The sequence below is a fragment of the Knoellia sp. 3-2P3 genome, assembly GCF_029223115.1.
Classification (GTDB): Bacteria; Actinomycetota; Actinomycetes; order Actinomycetales; family Dermatophilaceae; genus Pedococcus_A.
The window spans coordinates 228,012-241,831 of record NZ_JARGZE010000002.1; the positions used below are offsets into that span (position 1 = coordinate 228,012).

General features: G+C 72.3%; 12 protein-coding genes. 9 read left to right on the forward strand and 3 right to left on the reverse strand.

Annotated features, from left to right (window positions below; translation table 11 throughout):
* The first annotated feature begins 57 nt into the window (after positions 1-57).
* Both P0Y31_RS06490 and P0Y31_RS06495 read left to right on the forward strand, forming a co-directional pair.
* Complete coding sequence (locus tag P0Y31_RS06490) at positions 58-1,212, forward strand: LLM class F420-dependent oxidoreductase (protein ID WP_275867529.1); 1,155 nt, start codon at positions 58-60, stop codon at positions 1,210-1,212.
* Positions 1,209-2,066, forward strand: a complete 858-nt coding sequence (locus P0Y31_RS06495) for an undecaprenyl-diphosphate phosphatase (RefSeq protein ID WP_275867531.1) — start codon at positions 1,209-1,211, stop codon at positions 2,064-2,066. The genes P0Y31_RS06490 and P0Y31_RS06495 overlap by 4 nt, the downstream gene beginning before the upstream one ends.
* Positions 2,067-2,123: 57 nt before the next feature.
* Here P0Y31_RS06495 and corA read toward each other — a convergent pair whose 3' ends face one another.
* Entirely contained in the window at positions 2,124-3,107 is a 984-nt protein-coding gene (gene corA / locus P0Y31_RS06500) for a magnesium/cobalt transporter CorA (protein ID WP_275867533.1), read from the reverse strand.
* 59 nt (positions 3,108-3,166) lie between these two features.
* On the opposite strand from corA, the gene P0Y31_RS06505 reads away from it, so the two are divergent.
* The 4 genes from P0Y31_RS06505 to mshC are packed head-to-tail and all read left to right on the forward strand — an operon-like array spanning position 3,167 to position 6,544.
* Positions 3,167-3,892, forward strand: coding sequence for an MSMEG_4193 family putative phosphomutase (locus P0Y31_RS06505; protein WP_275867535.1), 726 nt, complete (start codon positions 3,167-3,169; stop codon positions 3,890-3,892).
* 21 nt (positions 3,893-3,913) lie between these two features.
* A complete protein-coding gene (locus tag P0Y31_RS06510) occupies positions 3,914-4,462 on the forward strand; it encodes a DUF3090 domain-containing protein (protein ID WP_275867536.1) in 549 nt (182 codons plus the stop codon).
* Positions 4,390-5,271: an SCO1664 family protein gene (locus tag P0Y31_RS06515; RefSeq protein WP_275867538.1), complete on the forward strand. Its 882-nt coding sequence runs from the start codon at positions 4,390-4,392 to the stop codon at positions 5,269-5,271. Before P0Y31_RS06510 ends, P0Y31_RS06515 begins: the two co-directional genes overlap by 73 nt.
* Before the next feature lie 25 nt (positions 5,272-5,296).
* Positions 5,297-6,544, forward strand: a complete 1,248-nt coding sequence (gene mshC, locus P0Y31_RS06520; RefSeq protein ID WP_275867541.1) for a cysteine--1-D-myo-inosityl 2-amino-2-deoxy-alpha-D-glucopyranoside ligase — start codon at positions 5,297-5,299, stop codon at positions 6,542-6,544.
* Between the two features lie 30 nt (positions 6,545-6,574).
* Here the strand turns inward: mshC and P0Y31_RS06525 are convergent, their stop codons facing one another.
* A complete protein-coding gene (locus tag P0Y31_RS06525) occupies positions 6,575-7,432 on the reverse strand; it encodes a PAC2 family protein (protein ID WP_275867543.1) in 858 nt (285 codons plus the stop codon).
* A 120-nt stretch (positions 7,433-7,552) separates the two neighbouring features.
* On the opposite strand from P0Y31_RS06525, the gene metH reads away from it, so the two are divergent.
* Positions 7,553-11,089, forward strand: a complete 3,537-nt coding sequence (gene metH, locus P0Y31_RS06530; protein ID WP_275867545.1) for a methionine synthase — start codon at positions 7,553-7,555, stop codon at positions 11,087-11,089.
* Positions 11,079-11,777, forward strand: coding sequence for an HAD family phosphatase (locus P0Y31_RS06535; RefSeq protein WP_275867547.1), 699 nt, complete (start codon positions 11,079-11,081; stop codon positions 11,775-11,777). The genes metH and P0Y31_RS06535 overlap by 11 nt, the downstream gene beginning before the upstream one ends.
* Before the next feature lie 15 nt (positions 11,778-11,792).
* On the opposite strand, the gene P0Y31_RS06540 is transcribed toward P0Y31_RS06535, so the two are convergent.
* Positions 11,793-12,644, reverse strand: coding sequence for a PD-(D/E)XK nuclease family protein (locus tag P0Y31_RS06540; RefSeq protein ID WP_275867549.1), 852 nt, complete (start codon positions 12,642-12,644; stop codon positions 11,793-11,795).
* Between the two features lie 42 nt (positions 12,645-12,686).
* Between P0Y31_RS06540 and P0Y31_RS06545 the strand changes: the two genes are divergently transcribed.
* Complete coding sequence (locus tag P0Y31_RS06545; RefSeq protein ID WP_275867551.1) at positions 12,687-13,802, forward strand: site-2 protease family protein; 1,116 nt, start codon at positions 12,687-12,689, stop codon at positions 13,800-13,802.
* Positions 13,803-13,820 lie beyond the last annotated feature (18 nt).

Sequence of the window (13,820 nt, forward strand, 5' to 3'; positions counted from 1 at the left end):
AGGCTAGCGGGGCAGCGGACGCAGCCTTGCCGCGGCCCGCCGTTAGCCTCTTCTCCCATGGCCACTGCTCCCACGGACCGGCGCACCGGACGCATGGAACTCGGCGTGAACCTCGGCTACTTCGGCATGGGCATGGACGCCGACAGCGTCACGGTGGCCCAGGAGGCCGAGCGCCTCGGCTACAGCGTGGTGTGGGCGGCCGAGGCGTACGGCTCCGACGTGCCCACCGTCCTCGCGTGGGTGGGTGCCCGGACTGAGCGGATCGGACTCGGCGCAGCGGTCATGCAGATCCCGGCTCGCACCCCCGCCATGACGGCGATGACCGCCGCCACGCTGGACACCCTCTCCGGCGGACGCTTCCGCCTCGGCCTCGGCGTCTCCGGCCCCCAGGTGAGCGAGGGCTGGCACGGGGTGCGCTTCACGGCCCCGCTCGGGCGCACCCGCGAGTACGTGGACATCGTGCGGATGGCGCTGCGCCGCGAACGGGTGGCCTACGAGGGCCGGCACTTCACCCTGCCGCTGCCCGACGGGCCGGGCAAGGCGCTCAAGCTCACCCTCCGGCCCCCGCGCGAGGACCTGCCCCTCTACCTCGCCGCGGTGGGGCCGAAGAACCTCGAGCTCGCCGGTGAGATCGCCGACGGGTGGCTGGCCGTCTTCTTCAGCCCGGAGCACTGCGCCGACCAGCTCGAGTCGGTGGCCACCGGACGCCGGCGCTCCGGCCGTGGGACCGGCGCCGACCCGCTGGGGGGCTTCGACATCGCACCCTCGGTGCCGGTGTGCGTCGCCGACGACGTCGAGGCCGCCGCGGCGGCCGTGAGCGGCTACGCGGCGCTCTACGTCGGTGGCATGGGCTCGCGGGAGAAGAACTTCTACAACCAGCTCGCCTGCCGGATGGGGTTTGAGGCGGAGGCCCGGCGCGTGCAGGAGCTGTACCTCTCCGGCCGGCACCGCGACGCGGCCGCCGCCGTGCCGTTCGAGTTCATCGACTCCACCTGCCTGGTCGGCCCCCGCGAGCGGATCCGGGAGCGGCTGCACCGGTACGCCGACGTCGGTGTCGGTACCCTCTCCGTGGCGCCCTTCGCGGCCTCCCTGGAGGACCGGCTGCATGTCGTGCGCACGATGGCTGAGCTCATGGACGAGACCGGCCTGTCCGCCCCCGCCGCGCCCACCCCCGCCGCCCCCGACTCCGCCCCCGACAAGGACGTGCTGTGACCCTGACCTACCTCGACGCGATCATCCTCGGCATCGTCGAGGGACTCACCGAGTTCCTGCCCATCTCGTCCACGGGCCACCTGACCATCACCGAGAAGCTGCTCGGGCTGCCCGTCGACGCGAAGGCCGTCACGGCATACACGGCCATCATCCAGCTCGGAGCCATCGCCGCGACCTTCCTCTTCTTCGCCAAGAAGATCGCCCGGCTCTTCCTGGCCTGGGTGCGCGGCCTGACCACCGAGGAGGGCCGTCGCAGCCCCGACTACCGGCTCGCCTGGGCGGTCATCGTCGGGTCGCTGCCGGTCGGCGTCGTCGGCTTCGTCCTCAGGGACGCCATCGAGGGCCCGCTCCGCTCACTGTGGGTGGTGGCCGCGGCGCTGCTGCTGTGGAGCGCGGTCATGTGGGCCGCGGAGCGCCGGCACGAGGTGCTCGCCCGCCGGGGCGTCCAGCGCGGCGAGCACGACCTGACCCTGCGTGACGGGCTCGTGATCGGCCTCGTGCAGTGCCTGTCGCTCATCCCCGGCGTCTCCCGCTCCGGCGCCACGATCTCGGCCGGCCTGCTGCGAGGGGTCGACCGCGTCACGGCGACCGAGCTGTCCTTCTTCATGGCGATCCCCGCGCTGACGGCCGCCGGGGTCTTCCAGGCCGTCGAGCAGCGCGACGATCTCGTCGAGCTCGGGTTCGGCCAGATGGCGGTCGGCATCGTGGTCGCCTTCGTCGTGGCCTACGCCTCGATCGCCTGGCTGCTGAAGTACGTCGCCAACCACTCGATCATGGTCTTCGTCTGGTACCGCGTCGTCCTCGGCCTCCTGCTGGCCGGTGCCCTCGCGGCGGGCGTGATCAGCGCCACCTGACAGGCAGCAGCCACCAGACAGGCGTCAGCGCCGCCTGCCGCCGGACCGCGCAGGCTGCTAGAGCCACCCCGAGCGGCGGAAGCCGCGGTAGAGGCCCAGGCACACCACAGCCATGAGGGTCAGCACGGCCGGGTAGCCCCACACGTGGGTCAGCTCGGGCATGTGCTCGAAGTTCATCCCGTAGATCCCGGCCACCATGGTGGGCACCGCGGCGATCGCCACCCAGGCCGAGATCTTGCGCATGTCGCTGTTCTGCTGCACGGAGATCTGCGCCAGGTGGGCGTTCAGCACGTCCGTGAGCAACCGGTCGTACGACTCGACGTGGTCGATGACCTTGAGCAGGTGGTCGGCGACGTCGCGCAGCAGCAGGCGCATCTCCTTGTCGGAGATCGGCGAGCGTGAGCCGTCGTGGAGCAGGCTCAGCGGACCGGCGAGCGGCACGGCCGCGCGCCGGAACTCCAGCACCTCGCGCTTGAGCCGGTAGATGCTCGAGGAGTCGACGTGGCGGGCTCCGGAGAACACCACCTCCTCGATCTCGTCGAGGTCGACCTGCAGCTCACGGTCGATTGCGAGGTAGTTGTCGACGATGGAGTCCATCACGGCGTGCAGCACCGCGACCTCGCCGTGCTGGAGCTGGTCGGGGTTCGCCTCGAGCTTGCGCCGCACGTCGACGAGGGGGTTCGCCTCGCCCTTGCGCACCGTCACGACGAACCGGTCGCCGACGAACAGCATGACTTCGCCGGTCTCGATGTCGGAGGTCTCCTCGACGTACCGGAGGGTCTTGAGCACCACGAAGATCGTGTTGTCGTAGAGCTCGACCTTGGCCCGCTGGTTGCCCTTGACGGCGTCCTCCACCGCGAGCGGGTGCAGGTGCAGCTCGTCGTTGACGAGGTCGAACTCGGCGTCGGTGGGGTCCTTCAGGCCGATCCAGAGGAACCCGCTGCGGGCGGCGCCGCCGGCCCGCAGCCCGTCGAGCTCGTCGCTGAGGTCCCCGCAGGGCTCGCGCCTGCCTTCGCGGTACACCGCCTGGTCCATGATCACAGTCGGTACTCCACCACGTGGACGCCTCCGCCGCACGCACCACGACGTAGAGTGCGGCCGTGCCCATCTGCCTGCTGGTCCGCCACGGCCACTCGACCGCCAACGCCGAGGGCGTCCTCGCCGGTCGCCTCGCGGGCGTGCAGCTCGACGACACCGGGCGCCGGCAGGTGGCGGCGCTGGCGGCCCGGTTTACCGGGCTGAGCCTGGCCAGGGTCGTCAGCAGCCCCCTCGAGCGCTGCCGCGACACCGCGGCGGCGGTGGCCGGTGCCGTGACGCCGGCCGTGCAGGTCGAGCTCGACGAGGGTCTGTGGGAGTGCGCCTACGGCGCCTGGACCGGGCGGCGCATCACCGAGCTCGCCGAGGAGCCGCTGTGGCGGGTGGTGCAGGACCAGCCGAGCGCCGCCCGCTTCCCCGAGCACGACGAGTATGCCGCGGAGAGCCTGCTCGAGATGCGTCACCGGGTCGTGGCGACGGTGCGGCGCCACGACGCCGAGGTGGCCGCGGAGCACGGTCCGCACGCCCTGTGGGCGGCAGTGACGCACGGCGACGTCATCAAGGCGGTGCTCGCGGATGCCGCGGGCAGCCACTTCGACCACCTCCAGCGGTTCCGTGCCGACCCCGCCTCCGTGTCGGTGGTCCACTTCACCGAGCGCCGGCCGTTCCTCGTCGGCTCGAACGACACGGGGTCCGACCTCGCACGGCTCGTGCCCCCCGTGAAGCCCGAGGTCCCGGAGGGCGACGCCCCGGTGGGCGGTGGCTCCGCCGAGGTGGAGCCGGTGCGGTGAAGCGGGTCTAGGCTTCCAGACATGTCCGTATCCGAGTTCGACCCGCCCGACCGCTTCGTGGCCGGCACCGTGGGCCCGCCCGGGCAGCGGACCTTCTTCCTCCAGGCCAGCGAGGGGCGCCGGCTGGCGTCGGTGTCACTGGAGAAGCAGCAGGTCAGCGTGCTGGCCGACCGCATCAACGACATGCTCGACAGCTACGCCGGGGGAGCCGGCGGCGACCACGCCGCCGCCGACGTCGAGGACAACGCGCCGCTCGACACCCCCATCGAGGACGAGTTCCGCGTCAACACGCTCAGCCTCGGCTGGGACGAGGACCGCCAGGTGGTCGTCATCGAGTGCCTCGACCGCGACCCCGACGAGGTCACGATCGAGGAGGACGAGGGCGCGAGCGGCCTCCTGCCGGACGAGCCACGGCTGATCCGGGTCGTGCTGCCCCCCGCCCGGGCCCGGGCCTTCGCCCGCCGCTGCCAGGCCGTGGTCTCGGCCGGTCGTCCTCCGTGCCCCTTCTGCGGCGGGCCCCTCGAGGTCGACGGGCACATCTGCCCCCGGGCCAACGGGTACCGGCGCTGACCGGTCAGGCGCCCGGCACCGCCGACGTCCTCGCGGTCCTCGCCGAAGGCGAGATCACCCTCGTCGGCCGGCTGGCCGACGCCTCCAACCACGCCTTCCTGGCCGAGGTCACGGCCGCCGAGCAGTCACTCCTGGCCATCTACAAGCCGGTGGCGGGGGAGCGGCCGCTGTGGGACTTCCCCGACGGCACCCTCGCCGGCCGCGAGACGGCGGCCTTCCTCGTCTCCGAGGCCGGGGGGTGGGACGTGGTGCCCGAGACCGTCCTGCGTTCCGGTCCGCGGGGGCCCGGCTCCCTGCAGCGCTGGGTCGGCGACCCGGGGGAGCCCCAGGACTACGTCGTCGACGTCGTGGCCCCCGACGCCATCCCCCCCGGCTGGCTGCCGGTGCTGAGCGGCGAGGGCGAGGACGGTGGGCCGGTCGTCGTCGTGCACGAGGACTCGGCCGCGGTGGCGGCCGTCGCCGCCTTCGACGCGGTGATCAACAACAGCGACCGCAAGGGCTCGCACCTCGTGCGCGAGGGCGAGGCGGTGCGCGGCTTCGACCACGGCGTCTCGCTCCACTGCGACGACAAGCTGCGCACCGTGCTGTGGGGCTTCGCCGGCCGGTCCCTGCCGGAGGATGAGCTCGTCCGGCTCCACCGGCTCGACGAGGCCCTGGCTGCAGGGTCCCGGCTCCCGGCAGCGCTGGGCGCCCACCTCACGGAGGCGGAGCTAGCCGCCCTGCAGCGGCGTGTCCGCCGCCTGCTGGAGCTGCCGGCATACCCGCTGCCCGGCCACGGCTGGCCGGCCATCCCCTGGCCGCCGCTGTGAGCAGCGGCGCACGTAGGCTTCACCCGTGATCTCCTGGCCTTCCCCCTTCATCCCGGCCGTCCCGGGCACCGGCCTGCCGGTGCGTGTCTTCGACACCGCGTCCGGCTCGGTCCGCCCGGTCGCGGCCGGACCGACCGCGAGGATGTACGTCTGCGGGATCACGCCCTACGACGCCACCCACCTCGGCCACGCGGCCACCTACGTCACCTTCGACGTGCTCGGGCGGGCGCTGCGCGACGCCGGCCACGAGGTGCTCTACGTGCAGAACATCACCGACGTCGACGACCCCCTCATCGAGCGGGCCGAACGCGACGGACTGCACTGGGAGCACCTCGCAACCGCGGAGGTCGCGCTGTTCCGCGAGGACATGACCGACCTGGCCATCATCCCGCCCGACCACTACATCGGTGTCGTCGAGAGCATCCGACCGATCGCGGCCGCAGTCGTCGAGCTGCTCGACAAGGGCGTGGCCTACCGGGTGGAGACCCCCGAATCGCAGTCCGACGACATCTACTTCGACCTCGCGAGCGACCCCGCCTTCGGCTCGGTCTCCGGGTGGACGCGCGAGCAGATGATGGAGGTCTTCGCCGACCGCGGCGGCGACCCCGACCGCGCGGGCAAGCGCGACCCCTTCGACCCGCTGCTTTGGCGCGCGGCCCGCGAGGGCGAGCCCTGGTGGGAGAACGACCAGCTCGGGCCGGGTCGTCCCGGCTGGCACATCGAGTGCAGCTGCATCGCGCTGCAGTTCCTCGGCATGACCTTCGACATCCAGGGTGGCGGCAGCGACCTGGTGTTCCCGCACCACGAGATGAGCGCCTCCCAGGCGGTCGCGCTCACGGGCGAGCGGCCGTTCGCGCGGTGTTACGTGCACCAGGCGATGGTCGGCCTCGACGGCGAGAAGATGAGCAAGTCCAAGGGCAACCTCGTGCTCGTCTCGAAGCTGCGGGCCGACGGCGTCGACCCCATGGCCATCCGGCTCGCGCTGCTCAGCCAGCACTACCGCACCGACTGGGACTGGACGCCGGCCCACCTCGAGGAGGCCGAGCAGCGCCTCGAGACCTGGCGCTCCGCCATGTCGGTCAACACCGGCCCCGTCGCCGACGCCACCCTGCAGCGGGTCCGTGAGCGCGTGGCCGACGACCTCGACACCCCCGCCGCCCTCGCGGCCGTCGACCGGTGGGCGCAGGAGTGCCTCACCCATGGCGGCGACGACCCCGCCGCGCCCGGCATCATCGCCCGGATGCTGGACTCCCTGCTGGGCGTCAGGCTCTAGCCGCACCCGGCCACGAGGGTGGCGGCCGGGTCAGCCCGTGGTGCCGCCGTCGTGGCCTCGGCGGCGCAGGTAGCGCTCGAACTCGCGGGCGATCGCGTCGCCGCTCGCCTCCGGCAGGTCGGCGGTGTCCTGCGCCTCCTCGAGGGACTGGACGTACTCCGCGACCTCGTCGTCGGTCTCGGCGAGCTCGTTGATCCCGCGCTCCCACGCCTTTGCCGCCTCGGACAGGTCGCCGTGGGGGATCGGGGAGTCGAGCAGCTCCTCGAGCTTGGAGACCAGGGCCAGGGTGGCCTTGGGCGACGGCGAGTGGCCGGCGTAGTGCGGCACGGCGGCCCAGCAGGAAATGGACTGCAGGCCGGCCTGGGTCGCGGCGTCGGCCAGCACCCCCACGATCCCGGTGGGGCCCTCGTACTTGCTGGGCTCGAGGTCGTAGCGGTGCAGGACGTCCTCGCTGTCGGAGGTCGCCGTGACCGGGATGGGCCGGGTGTGGGCGACGTCGGCCATCAGGGCGCCCAGGGTGAACACCGTGCTGACCCCGGCCTGCTGGGCGAACTCCATCAGCTCGATGGTGAAGGCGCGCCACCGGAACGACGGCTCGATGCCCTGCACGAGGATCACGTCGCGGTCGATGCCGGGGGTCGTCGCCAGCAGGATCCTGGTGGTGCGCCAGCTGATCCGGCGGCGGCCCTCGTCGAGTACCACCCGGGGCCGGTTGACCTGGAAGTCGTAGTAGTCCTCCGGGTCGAGGGCGGCGATGGGCTCGGCGTCCCAGATGTCGATGAGGTGGTCGACCACCGCGGTCGCAGCCTCGCCGGCGTCGTTCCAGCCCTCGAAGGCGGCGATCATCACGGGGTCCCGCAGCTCCGGAACGTCCTCGAGCTCGATCAACGCAGCGCCTCCTGTCGGTACTCCTGCACTGCCCACCCTACGGAATGCGACCCCGGTGGCGAGCAGGTCTCTCAGTAGACTCGCCGGGAACCCCCTCGACGACCGTGAAGGCAGACCACTGTGAGCAGCCGCTCCGACCTCTTCCGCAACGCACTCGGTGAGCGGGTGCTCGTCGCCGACGGCGCCATGGGGACCATGCTCCAGGCCGCCGACCCCTCCCTCGAGGACTTCCAGGGCTACGAGGGCTGCAACGAGATCCTCAACGTCACCCGGCCCGACATCGTCCGGTCGGTCCACGACGCCTACCTCGAGGTCGGCGTCGACGCCATCGAGACCAACACCTTCGGGGCCAACCTCGCCAACCTGGGCGAGTACGACATCCCCGAGCGCATCCACGAGCTGGCCGAGGCGGGGGCGCGCATCGCCCGCGAGGCGGCCGACCACTGGTCGACCGACGCCAAGCCGCGGTTCGTCCTGGGTTCGATGGGCCCCGGCACCAAGCTGCCCTCGCTCGGGCACGCCCCGTATGCCGCGCTGCGCGACGCCTACGCCGAGCAGGCCCGCGGCCTGGTCGCCGGGGGGGCCGACGCGTTCCTCATCGAGACCTCCCAGGACCTGCTCCAGGCCAAGGCTGCCGTGGTCGGGTGCAAGCGCGCGCTCGCCGAGACGGGCGAGTCGCTCCCGGTGCTCGTGCAGGTGACCGTCGAGACGACCGGGACCATGCTGCTGGGCTCGGAGATCGCGGCCGCGCTCACCGCGCTCGAGCCGCTGGGCATCGACGCCATCGGCCTCAACTGCGCCACCGGCCCCGCGGAGATGAGCGAGCACCTGCGGCACCTTTCGCGGCACTCGCGCGTGCCGGTGACGTGCATGCCGAACGCGGGCCTGCCGGTGCTGACCAAGGGCGGCGCCGCGTACCCCCTCACGCCCGAGGAGCTCGCCAAGGCGCACACCCAGTTCGTGGGGGAGTTCGGCCTCGCCCTCGTCGGCGGCTGCTGCGGCACCACGCCGGAGCACCTGCGCCAGGTCGTCGAGGCGGTGGGCGGCCAGCAGGTGAGGCGCCGCCGCCCGCGCACCGAGGCGTCGGTGGCCTCGCTGTACCAGTCGGTGCCGTTCCGACAGGACGCGTCCTACCTGTCGATCGGCGAGCGCACCAACGCCAACGGCTCCAAGGCCTTCCGCGAGGCGATGCTCGAGGGCCGCTGGGACACCTGCGTGGAGACCGCGCGCGACCAGACCCGCGACGGCGCGCACCTGCTCGACGTCTGCGTCGACTACGTCGGCCGCGACGGGGTGGCCGACATGAAGCAGGTGGTCAGCCGGCTGGCCACCTCCAGCACGCTGCCCCTGGTGCTCGACTCCACCGAGCCGGCGGTCATCGAGGCCGGACTCGAGATGCTCGGCGGCCGTGCGGTCATCAACTCGGTCAACTTCGAGGACGGCGACGGCCCGGGCTCGCGCTACCAGCGGATGATGCACCTCGCCAAGGAGCACGGCGCCGCGGTGGTGGCCCTGACCATCGACGAGGAGGGCCAGGCCCGCACCAGGGACAAGAAGGTCGCCATCGCCTCGCGGCTCATCGACGCCCTGACGGGGGACTGGGGCATGGCGGTCGGCGACATCGTCGTCGACACGCTGACCTTCCCCATCGCCACCGGTCAGGAGGAGACCCGCCGCGACGGTCTCGAGACCATCGAGGCGATCCGCGAGATCAAGCGGCGCTACCCGGAGGTGCAGACCACCCTGGGGGTCTCCAACGTCTCGTTCGGCCTCTCGCCCGCCTCTCGCATCGTGCTCAACTCCGTGTTCCTGCACGAGTGCGTCAAGGCCGGTCTGGACTCGGCCATCGTGCACGCGGCGAAGATCCTGCCGATGAACCGGATCCCGGACGAGCAGCGCGACGTCGCGCTCGACCTCGTCTACGACCGCCGGCGCGACGGCTACGACCCGCTCGAACGGTTCCTCGAGATCTTCTCGGGCGTCGACACCGCCTCGATGAAGGCGACCCGGGCCGACGAGCTGCTCGCCCTGCCCCTCGAGGAGCGCCTGGCCCGGCGCATCATCGACGGCGAGCGCAAGGGGCTCGAGGAGGACCTGCAGGCGGCCCTCGACAAGGGCACCGGTCCGCTCGACGTCATCAACGACCACCTCCTCGAGGGCATGAAGACCGTCGGCGAGCTGTTCGGCCGCGGGGAGATGCAGCTGCCCTTCGTGCTGCAGTCCGCCGAGACCATGAAGGCTGCCGTCGCGTACCTCGAACCCTTCATCGAGGAGCAGCTCGGCGGCGGCAGGCGCGAGGCCAAGGCGCGCGTGCTCCTCGCGACCGTCAAGGGCGACGTGCACGACATCGGCAAGAACCTCGTCGACATCATCTTGTCCAACAACGGCTACGAGGTCGTCAACCTGGGCATCAAGCAGCCCATCACGGAGATCATCCGCGCCGCGGAGGAGAACGAGGTCGACGCCATCGGCATGTCGGGGCTGCTCGTGAAGTCGACGGTGGTGATGAAGGAGAACCTCGAGGAGCTCAACTCCCGCGGCATGGCGGCGCGCTGGCCCGTGCTCCTCGGCGGGGCCGCCCTCACCCGCGCCTACGTCGAGAACGACCTCGCCGAGCTCTACGAGGGTGAGGTCCGCTACGCCCGCGACGCCTTCGACGGCCTGCGGCTCATGGACGCCGTGGCCCTGGCGAAGACCAACCCCGACGTGCAGCTCGCCGACGCCCTGCCCGAACTGCGACGGCGGCGGGTCCGGCAGGTCGAGCAGCACCGCGACGACGCCGCGCTCAGCGACACCACGCGCTCCGACGTGGCTGTCGACAACGCCATCCCGACCCCGCCGTTCTGGGGCACCCGTGTGGTCAAGGGGGTGGCGCTGGCCGACTACACCGCCTACCTCGACGAGCGGGCGACGTTCCTCGGCCAGTGGGGGCTGAAGCCAACCCGGGGCGCCGACGGTCCCTCCTACGACGACCTCGTCGAGACCGAGGGCCGCCCCCGCCTGAGGATGTGGCTCGACCGGCTCAAGACCGAGGACCTGCTCGAGGCAGCGGTCGTGTACGGCTACTTCCCCTGCTACAGCGAGGGCAACGACCTGGTCGTGCTCTGGCACGAGCAGGGCCCGGCGGGCGAGCCGGAGGGCAGCGAGCGGACCCGGTTCACCTTCCCCCGCCAGCGCCGCGACCGCAGGCTGTGCCTGGCCGACTTCTTCAAGAGCCACGACCGGTATGCCGCCGACGGCGTCCCGGACGTCGTCTCCTTCCAGCTCGTGACCATGGGGTCGAAGGTCGCCCAGGCGACCGGGCAGATGTTCGCCGCCGACGCCTACCGCGACTACCTCGAGCTGCACGGCCTGTCCGTCCAGCTCACCGAGGCGCTCGCCGAGATGTGGCACGCCCGGGTGCGGGAGGAGCTCGGCTTCGGTGACGAGGACAGCCCGGAGCTCGCGGACATCCTGCGCCAACGTCACCGGGGGTCGCGCTACTCCTTCGGCTACCCGGCCTGCCCCGACCTCGAGGACCGCGCCAAGCTGGTCGCGCTGCTCGAGCCCGAGCGGATCGGCGTCTCGCTCTCCGAGGAGCTGCAGCTGCACCCCGAGCAGTCGACCGACGCGCTCGTCGTCCACCACCCGGAGGCCAAGTACTTCAATGCCGGCTGACAGCGCTTCGCCGACCACCCCGACCCGCTCGGGTGACCTGCCCGCCGCCGTCTTCTGGGACATGGACGGCACCCTCGTCGACACCGAGCCCTACTGGATCAGGGCCGAACACGCGCTCGTCGAGGAGCACGGCGGCGTGTGGAACGAGGAGTACGCCCACGAGCTGGTCGGCAACGACCTCATGGTCTCCGCCGAGTTCATCCGGGCCCACTCGCCGGTCACCCTCTCACCGGTCGAGATCGTGGAGGAGCTGCTGCGCAGGGTCATCGTGCAGGTGCGCGAGCACGTGCCGTGGCGACCGGGGGCCCGCGAGCTGCTGGCCGCCCTCGGCGAGGCCGGAGTGCCCTGCGTGCTCGTCACCATGTCGTGGCGCTCGCTGGCCGACGCCGTCGTGGGGGCTCTGCCCGCGGGCGCCTTCGCGGCCCTGGTGACCGGCGACGAGGTCGAGCACGGCAAGCCGCACCCCGAGCCCTACCTGGCTGCTGCCAGGCTGCTGGGCGTCGACGTCGCCGACTGCGTCGCCATCGAGGACTCGCCCACCGGCGTCCGCTCGGCCGTCGACGCCGGTGTGCCCACCGTGGCGGTGCCCCACGTGGTGCCGGTGCCCCTCATGGCCGGCTCGGTGCAGCTGCCGTCGCTGCGCGGGCTGGCCCCGCACGACCTGACGTCGGTCTTCGTCGGCCGCTGAGCCGGCCCCGCCGGCTCAGTCCTCGGCCTTCTCGGCCTCTCCCGAGCGCTGCGGGTCGAGCGCGAGCCGGCTGGCGTGGTCGGGAAGCGGGGGAGGGGTGCCGCCCCAGGCCGGGCACAGCGCCCGGTGGTCGCACCAGTCGCAGAGCCGGGAGGTGCTCGGCCGCCAGTCGCCGGTCTCGGCGGCGCGCTGGATGGCGGCCCAGAGCGCCTTCAGCTTGCGCTCGGTCGCCCGCAGGTCGGCCTCGTCGGGGCTGTAGCGCACCGTCTCGCCGTTGCCGAGGTAGACCAGCTGCAGCAGCGTGGGGACCTCTCCGCGCAGCCGCCACAGCACGAGCGCGTAGAACTTCATCTGGAACAGCGCCTTGCCCTCGAACAGCTCCGAGGGCGATCGGCCGGTCTTGTAGTCGACGACCCGCATCGCCCCCGTCGGCGCGACATCGAGGCGGTCGACGTACCCGCGCAGCACGAGGCCGTCGAAGTCGGCCTCGACGTAGAGCTCCCGCTCGGCGGGCTCGAGGCGGGTGGGGTCCTCGAGGGTGAACCACCGTTCGATCAGGGCGATCGCCTCCGCGTACCACCCGTCGTGCGAGGGCAGGTCGTCCGCCTGGTCGTCGACCAGGGCCGCCAGCTCGGGCTCGGCCTCCTTGAGGGCTGCCCACTCCGGCGCCACGAGGGCCGCCGCGGCCTCCGGGGTGCGCTCGTGGGCAGGCAGGTCGAAAAGGCGCTCGAGGACCGCGTGGACGAGGGTGCCGCGGGCGGCCGCCGGGCTGGGCGGGGAGGGGAGCCGGTCGATGACCCGGAACCGGTAGAGCAGCGGGCACTGCATGAAGTCAGACGCCCGGCTGGGGGAGAGTGCGGCAACCATGCAGCGCACTCTAGAAGAGGGCCCTGACATAGGGTCAGCAGCATGCAGCCGCGAGAGCGCCGCCCCGGGGTGAAGGTCGCGACGGTCGCCGGCGTGCCGGTCTACATCGGTGGCAGCTGGGCCCTGATCGGGTTGGTGCTGGTCGCGCTCCTCGGGCCCTCGATCGCCCGGAGCCGCCCGGACCTCGGGTTCCTCGCCTACGGTGTCGCCGCCCTCATCGCCGTCCAGCTGCTCGTGGCCGTCCTGGTGCACGAGGCGGCCCACGCCATCGCCGCCCGGGCGTTCGGCCTCCCGGTCCTGCGTGTGGTCGCCGACCTCTGGGGCGGCCACACGGCCTTCGAGTCGGGCCGCTCGACCCCGGGTGCAGCGGCCGTCATCGCCGCCGTCGGGCCCCTCGCGAACGGCCTGCTCGCACTCCTCGCCTGGCTGGGCCTGCAGACCGGGCCCACCGGCATACCCCGCACGCTCCTCGGGGGCTTCGCCGTCCTCAACGCGGCGCTGGCCGGGTTCAACCTGCTCCCCGGGTTGCCGCTCGACGGCGGGCAGCTCGTGGAGTCGGCGGTCTGGAAGATCACGGGGAGCCGACCCAGGGGCATGGTGGTGGCCGGCTGGTGCGGACGGGTGGTCACCGCGTTGGTGGTCGTCTACGTGCTGGCGCGGCCCCTGGCGCTCGGCAGGCCGGTCGACCTCTTCGACCTGGGCTGGGCCATTTTCATCGCGGTCTTCATGTGGGCGGGTGCCTCCTCGGCCATCCGCGGTGGGCAGGTCCTCTCGGCCGTGCAGCAGGTGCCGGTCGCGGAGGTGCTGCGCCCGGCGTTGGCCGTTCCCGAGGACGAGCGGCTCGACAACGCCCTCGCCAGGTGGGTGCCGGGACAGGTCATCGTCGTCCTCGACGCCTCGGGCCTGCCCATCGCCGTCGTCGAGCCGGAGGCGGTCGGGCACGTCCCGCACGGCCGGTACGCGGAGACGGGGATGACCGCGGTCTCGCGGCCGCAGCCGAAGGGCTGGGCGGTCGACGTGGCGCCGGACGCCGACATCGTCCCCGTGATCACCGCCATGCAGACACTGGGCACGCCGCTGGTGGCGATCACGCACGAGGGACGCTTCCTCGGCATCGCCACCGCCGAGGACGTGAACCGCGCGGTCGAGCGTCTCTGAGCCACAACTAGACTGGCG